This window comes from Streptomyces sp. SID3212, from assembly GCF_009865405.1.
In the GTDB taxonomy this organism is placed as follows: Bacteria; Actinomycetota; Actinomycetes; order Streptomycetales; family Streptomycetaceae; genus Streptomyces.
The window spans coordinates 1-6,894 of the sequence record NZ_WWJY01000114.1 but is presented as its reverse complement, the minus strand read 5'-3'; the positions used below and the strand labels follow the sequence as shown (position 1 = coordinate 6,894).

Genomic DNA, 6,894 nt, shown 5'->3' with positions numbered 1-6,894 from the left:
GGTACGCGGGCCGAGCGCCTCGGCGTCGAGCCCGACGAGGGTCAGGGCCTCGTCGGCGCGCCGCGCGCGTTCCTGGCGGGTGGCGGCACCGACCGCCGCGAGGGGCTCCGCCACGACCTGACGTACCGTCAACTCCGGGTCCTGGGACCGGAGCGGGTCCTGGAACATGTACTGGACGCGGCCGGTGCGACGGAAGTCCCGGAGGTCACGGCGGTTCAGCCCGGTGACGTCGCGGCCCTCGAACCCGATCTCCCCGGCGTCGGGACGGATCAGGCCGACGGTGGCGCGGGCCAGGGTCGTCTTGCCCGAGCCGGTCTCGCCGATGATCCCGAGGATCTCCCCGGCCCGTACCGTGAGGTCGACGCCCGAGAGCACCCGGGTGCTGCCCGCGCGGCGCAGGGCGGTGGCGCGGCGCCCGTACGAGACGGTCAGTCCACGGATCTCCAGGAGCGGGGCCGGGTTCTCCTGCGTGAGGACGGCGTTCATACGGCGGCTCCGGAGGCGGCGGGACGCAGGCAGCGGGCGCGGCGCCCGTCACCCAGCTCGTACAGGGCGACGGGTCCCGCCGTGCACTGCGGGGTGGTGTGGGCGCAGCGGTCGGCGAAGCGGCAGCCGGGCAGCTCGGCGCCGGCCTCGGGCGGGCGGCCGGGGATGATGTCGAGTTCGCGGCGGCCCCACACCCCGAGGGACGCGACGCGCAGCAGCGCCTCGGTGTAGGGGTGGGAGGGCGCGGCGAGCACCTCGGCGGTGGGGCCGTCCTCGACGATCTGCCCCGCGTACATGACGAGGATGCGGTCGCAGCTCTCGGCGACGACGGCGAGGTCGTGGGTGACGAGGAGCAGCGCGAGGCCTTGCTCCGCCCTGAGCCGGGCGAGCAGTTCGAGGATCTCGGCCTGGATGACGACGTCGAGGGCGGTGGTGGCCTCGTCGGCGATGAGCAGTTCGGGCTCGCAGGAGACGGCGATCGCGATGAGGACCCGCTGGAGCATGCCGCCGGACAGCTCGTGCGGGAACTGGTGGAAGACCTCGTCGGGCCGGTGCAGTCCGACGGCCCCGAACAGTTCGACGGCGCGGGTGTGGGCGGCGGCCCTGGGCAGCCCGCGTCCGACACGGAGCTGTTCCGCGAGCTGGCGGCCGACGGTCAGGGAGGGGTTGAGGTACGAGGCGGGGTCCTGGAACACGGCGCCGACGCGGCGGCCCCGGACGGCGTTCCACTGTTTACGGGTGAGCGCGCTCAGCTCGGTGGGCGCGCCGGAGCCGGTGGCGCCCAGGGTGATACGGCCGCCGGTGACCTCGCAGCCGGCGGGCAGCACACCGAGGGCGGAGCGGCAGGTCAGGCTCTTGCCGCTGCCGGACTCCCCGACCAGCCCGACGGCCTCACCGCGCCCGAGCGTGAACGACACCCCTTGCACGGCGAGCGCACCGCCCGACACGGTGACGTCGAGCCCGTCGACGCTCAGAACGGGCCCGGCGACGACCGGGACCTCAACCAGTACTGACATGACGCTCCACCTCCTCACGCTGCTCGTCCCCGGCCAGGACGGCACGGGACTCGTCGTACGACTCACCGTCCGGGGCTCGACCGACGCCCCCGCCTCCCCCAGCCACACCGACACCGGCCCCGCCCCCGTCGGCCGACGGGACCGGCGGATCGAGGACCAGGCCCTCGCCCAACTCCAGACCCGACTCCGAGCCCAACTCCGGCCCCCGGTACGGAACTCGATCCGGAACCGGGCCCGTGGCCAGGTCCCCGCCCCGCACCGCGCCCCCGGCCCGGTCACCGGCCGACGGCCGCCCCTGGACCTCGGCCCGACCGGGCACCTGCTCCTCGGCCGGAACCCCGGCCCGTACCGCAGACCAGGCCTGAGGCGCGCCCAAAGGCTCCACCGGCGCACCGGCCCGCTCCGGGCCCCAGCCCTGCCCCCACTCCGAGCCTCGGTCCGGGGCTGGCACCTCCTCCGGAGCCGAGCCCCATGCCCCTGCCGAAGCCGGTACCTGGACCCGGGCCGGGTCCTCGGCCGGGGCCCGGGCCGGCGGCTCCGGTCGGTTCACGGGCGTTGGTCGGGACGTCGGCCCGGACCCCGCACCGCGCGGCCCGCGCAACCGCCTCGCCCGCTTCGGGCGTTCCGCGGCAGACGTCCCGCCGCTGTCGCGTACCGCGTCCGCCAGGATGTTCAGGGCGCCGACCGTCAGCATGATGGCCGCGCCCGGGATCAGGGGGGCCCAGGGCTGCTGGGACAGGTAGCCCAGGTCCGAGGCGAGCATGCCGCCCCATGTCGGGGCCGGGGGCTGGACGCCGAGGCCCAGGAAGGTCAGGGAGGCGACCACCAGGAGTGCCTGGCCCACCGCCTGGGCCGTCGTCACCGCGACCGTCGGCAGGATCTTGCCCCAGACGTGGACCCGCAGGATCCACCACCGCGACGCGCCCATCAGCTCGGCGGCCTCCACGTACTGCGCCTGCTTGAGGCCCAGCGCCGCGGCCCGTGTCACCCGGAAGTACAGCGGGGCGAAGAGCACGCCCAGTGCGAGCATCGCCTGGTGCATGCCGTTGCCCAGCGCGCCGACCACGGCGATCGCGAAGACCGTGAACGGCATGATCATCAGCGTGTCGGCGGCCCGTTGCGCCGTCCATTCGACGGTACGGCCCAGCCACACCGAGGCGATGCCCGGCACGATGCCGAGCAGCATCGCGGCCCCGACGGCCTCCAGCGCGCCCACCACCGACCGCCCGGTACCGGCCAGGACCCGGCTGAGGACGTCCCGTCCCAGGTAGTCCGTACCGAGCGGATGCCCGGCGCTCGGACCGTGGAGCATGTCCGCCGGACTCTGCGCCAGCGGATCGTGCGGGGCCACGGCGCCCCCGGCGATCGCCAGCAGGGCCACCACGGCCAGTACGGCCAGGGCGATCCGGGCGGATCGCAGCCGCCACGTACGGCGAAGGGTCCTCATGACACGCCCCCGTCCGCCGCGGCCCGCCGGCCTGCCCGGCGCGCCGCCGGATTCAGCGCCGCGAGCGCCGCGTTGACCGCGATGTTCGCGATCAGCACCACCACGACCGTGACCAGCAACGTCCCCTGGATGACCGGGATGTCGTGCTGCTCGGCCGACTGGAGCGACAGCTGCGCGATCCCCGGCAGGTTGAAGATCTTCTCGGTGACCACCGCCCCGCCCAGGATCACCGGCACACTCAGGCCGAGGACACTCAGCGCGGGCCCCGCCGCGTTGCGCAGGACATGCCCGAACAGCACCCGCCGCGAGGAGAATCCCCGCATCTCCGCCCCCGTCACGTAGTTCTCGCGCAACGCGCCGACCAGCGAGGTCCTCAACTGCCGTGCGAGGGAGGCCGCGGCGTCCAGACTGAGCGCGAACGCGGGCAGGATCGCGTACCGCAGCCACTCCGCCGGGCTCTCGCCGAGCGGTACGTACCCGCCCGTCGGCAGCGCCCCGAGCTGCACCGCGAAGACGACGATCAGCACGATGCCGATGAGGAACGGCGGCAGCGTGGCCAGCACCGAGCAGACCAGCGTGACCGCCCGGTCGAACCGCCCGCCGTTGTCCAGCGCCGCCCCGATCCCCGCCCCGCCGCCGAGCAGGACGGCCAGCAGGAGCGCGAGTCCGGCGATGGACAGGTCCACGGGCAGCGCCTGGGCGATGCTGTCGGCCACCGGCGCGCTGGTGAACCAGGACACCCCGAGGTCACCGGTGAGCGCGTGCCCGAGCCAGCTCAGGTACTGCGCGTACAGCGGCCGGTCGAGGCCGAACTCCGCCTGCATCCGGGCGATGTCGGCCGGGGTGGCCTGGTCCCCGAGCACCGCGGCGGCCGGGTTCGCGTCCGACAGCGCGCCGAGCGCGAAGGTCAGGAGCGACGCCAGCACGAACACGGTGGCGGTGACGGCGAGCACCCGGCCCAGCGAGCGCGGCGCTCCGGACAGCCGGCGCCGCAGCGGCGGGAGCCAGGACGACCGGGCCCCTTCGGGCGGTGACGGACGGGCCGTCCCGGTCAGTACGGGGGCGGTCATGCGACGGTCACCCCCTCGAACCGCTGAACGACGGTGTACGCGGGAATCTCCGACACCTTGGTGTTGCGGGCCAGGATCCGCGGCACGGTGTAGAGGAAGACGTTCGGCATGGTCCGTACCGCGATGCCGGTGGCCTTCTGGAGCACGGCCGGGTACTCGGCGGAGTCGAGCGGCGTACGGCGCACCACGTCGAGGGCCTTCTCCAGCTCGGGCGAGACGGTTCGTCCCGGGTTCATCAGGCCCTCCTTGCCGAAGAGCACCTGGAAGGCCTGCGTCGCGGAGTCCCGCCCGGCGAACTGGTCGACGAAGAGTGCCTTGCTCCGCTGGATGTAGACGAGTTGGGTCGCCTGCGTCTGCGGGACGGTGTCGATCGTGACGTTGATGCCGACCTTCTTGAGCTGCGCCTGGATCAGTTCCGGCACGCCCTCGGGGGTGGACGTGGAGAGGGTCAGGTCGAGCCCGTCGGCGTGACCGGCCTTCGCGAGCAGCTGCTTGGCCTTCTCGGGGTCGTACGGGAAGAGCTTGTCGAGCGCGTCGTCGTGACCGGCGTACCCCTGGGGGAAGGGCTGGACGGTGACCTCGCCGTGCCCGAAGGCCGCGGTCCTGAGCAACTCCTGCCGGTCGATGGCGTATTTGACGGCCAGCGCGACATCGGGGTCGTCGTCGAAGGGCGCCTTGCCGAGGTTGAGGTCGAGGACGGCGACCACCATGGAGGGGATGACCTGGACCTCCAGGCCCGCGGCCTTCGCGGCCTCGACCTGACTGCCGGGGATCTGGGCGACGTTGTACTGCCCGGAGGTGAGTGCGGCGACGACCGTGGAGGCTTCGGGCAGCGGATAGATCTCGAAGTTCTCGATCTTGATGTGGTCCGCGTCCCAGTACGCGGGGTTGCGGCGCAGCACGGCCTTGGCGTTCTGGACGTACGAGACCAGCGTGTAGGGACCGGACCCGGCGGGCCTGGTGGCGAGGCCGGCGGCGTCGCTCTCGAAGACCTTGGGGTTGACGATCATGCCGGTCTTGCCCGCGAGGAGGGCCGGGACCTGGAAGTCGGGTGCGGCGAGGGTCAGTCGTACGGTGCCGGGGTCGACGGCGGTGACGTCCTTGACGCCGACGAGCTGGGAGGCGACCAGCGACTTCGCGTAGTCACGGCCGCGTTCGAGGCTCTTCTTCACGGCGGTGGCGTCGATGGGGGTCCCGTCGCTGAACTTCTGGCCCTCGCGCAGGGTGAAGGTGACGACCGTGCCCTCGGTGTTGTACGTCCAGGAGGTGGCGAGCGCCGGCACGGCCTTGCCGGTGAGGTCGAGCTTGGTCAGTCCCGCGTAGACGAGCGAGAGGGAGTGCACGTCCCAGCCGGCGGACGAGGTGACCGGGTCCCACGAAGTGGGCAGTGCCCAGCCCCACTTGAGGGTGGCGGTCCGGCCGCCCGCGGTCGAGGCGGACCCTCCGCCGCCGCAGGCGGTGAGGGCCAGCGCCGCGCCGGCGCCGAGCGAGAGCCCGAGGAAGGACCGCCGCCCGAGACCGGGGCGGGACGGACTTCCGGGCAGCGAAGGGGCGTTGCTGCTGGTGGAGGGGCGGAGGATCGGCATGGGAGCGCCACCTTTCTCGGCCGTACCGGAGCGTTCGGGTACGCGGGCGGGCCTGGACGCCCGGTCGGGCGGCCCGGACAGAACGGGACAAGGACACAGAAGAGCGCGGAAACGAGGCGGAACGAAGACGTCAGGAGCAAGCCGCGAGAAGGTCGGGGCCGGCGAGGAGACACGCGTCAACGACGGTGTGGGCGCGAGGTGTTGACGCGGTGGTGTCGGCGCGGTGGTGTTGACGTGGAGTGTCGGCGCGGGGCGGCCGGAATCGGGAGCGGGGCGGCTCGGCCCCGGCCCTGGGCGCGGGAGATTTCGCGGGTGTACGGCACCGGCCGCCGCGGCACTGGGACGGGGCGGCGCCGGGAACTCCGGTCATGGAGAAGCGGCGAGTGGGAGGAAATCGCTCCCGGCCGGGTACGGCCCCCGGGTCACCGCCGTCGCGGTGCGGAACAGGGAACGGGCCAGGGCCTGTCCGGCGGACCCCAACGGATCAGCTCACGGCTGGTCCGCCGGACGGGCCCGGGCAGGGCCGGAGTGCCGAAGGCCGCACGAGGGGGCCGGTTCGGCGGTCGGGTCAGCGACAGAGGGCGCTGGAAGTGCGCCGGTAATCCACGTAGCGGCAGACCACACCGGGGTGCGTCGAATGCATGCCCGTATCCTCACGGCCCGGCGCCCGACTGTCAATGGACACCTCCAGGTGTCTCATTGGACGAGACCCTGACGACCTGCGGTTTCGTCAGCCGCTCGGGCGCATTTCCGTGGGATGCAGCCACAGGGGGCCGTTGCCCGTGTCGACGCGCACGGCCTCCTCCGGCGGCTCCGACTCGCGGGTGAGCAGGGCGAGTTCGGGACCGGTGAGGGTGCGCCAGCGCTCCAGTGCCTCCCGGGCGGCGAGCCGTACGGGAGGGGCCGGCGCCGTCGTGCCCGCGGCGGTGCGGGCCGCTTCGAGATAGGTCTCCACGGGACGCCATCCCGGGACGCACACCCGGCCCCCGGGGCCGTCGAAGACCAGCGTCGGCAGGGCGTAACGGCGGTGGTCCCCCACCTTCTTGGCCCGGCCCGGGTGCGGGCCCGGCGCGTCCAGATCCACCACCTCGGGCAGCGGACGCCGGGTCTCCGCCCAGTCCGCGCGGACCGCGTCCCGGGTCGCCGGGGCCGCCGCGTCGTCCCGCAGGCGGTCCGTGTCGAGTCCGGGAACCCCCTGTACGGCCGCGAGGACACCGTCCGGCGTGTCGGCGGGGGCACCGAGGACGAACATGGTCTCGCGCAGCCGCCGCAGGACCCGTTCGGCGGTC

At 73.5% G+C, this 6,894-nt stretch carries 5 protein-coding genes and 1 pseudogene; all 6 read right to left on the bottom strand.

All coding sequences use genetic code 11. The features are described 5' to 3' along the window. Positions 1-486, bottom strand: a 486-nt coding sequence (locus GT042_RS03445) for an ATP-binding cassette domain-containing protein (protein WP_161307215.1), incomplete at its 3' end; no start/stop codon positions are given. Further along, complete coding sequence (locus tag GT042_RS03440) at positions 483-1,502, bottom strand: ABC transporter ATP-binding protein (RefSeq protein WP_161307214.1); 1,020 nt, start codon at positions 1,500-1,502, stop codon at positions 483-485. The genes GT042_RS03445 and GT042_RS03440, both read right to left, overlap by 4 nt. Continuing rightward, positions 1,486-2,949 carry an ABC transporter permease gene (locus GT042_RS37980; RefSeq protein WP_202532303.1) on the bottom strand — a complete coding sequence of 488 codons (1,464 nt, stop codon included), beginning with the start codon at positions 2,947-2,949 and terminating at the stop codon, positions 1,486-1,488. The genes GT042_RS03440 and GT042_RS37980 overlap by 17 nt, the downstream gene beginning before the upstream one ends. Next, entirely contained in the window at positions 2,946-4,019 is a 1,074-nt protein-coding gene (locus GT042_RS03430) for an ABC transporter permease (protein ID WP_161307213.1), read from the bottom strand. The genes GT042_RS37980 and GT042_RS03430 overlap by 4 nt, the downstream gene beginning before the upstream one ends. Then, complete coding sequence (locus GT042_RS03425) at positions 4,016-5,605, bottom strand: ABC transporter substrate-binding protein (protein ID WP_161307212.1); 1,590 nt, start codon at positions 5,603-5,605, stop codon at positions 4,016-4,018. The genes GT042_RS03430 and GT042_RS03425 overlap by 4 nt, the downstream gene beginning before the upstream one ends. Positions 5,606-6,335: 730 nt before the next feature. After that, positions 6,336-6,894: pseudogene (locus GT042_RS03420) on the bottom strand (hypothetical protein); the annotation flags it as partial.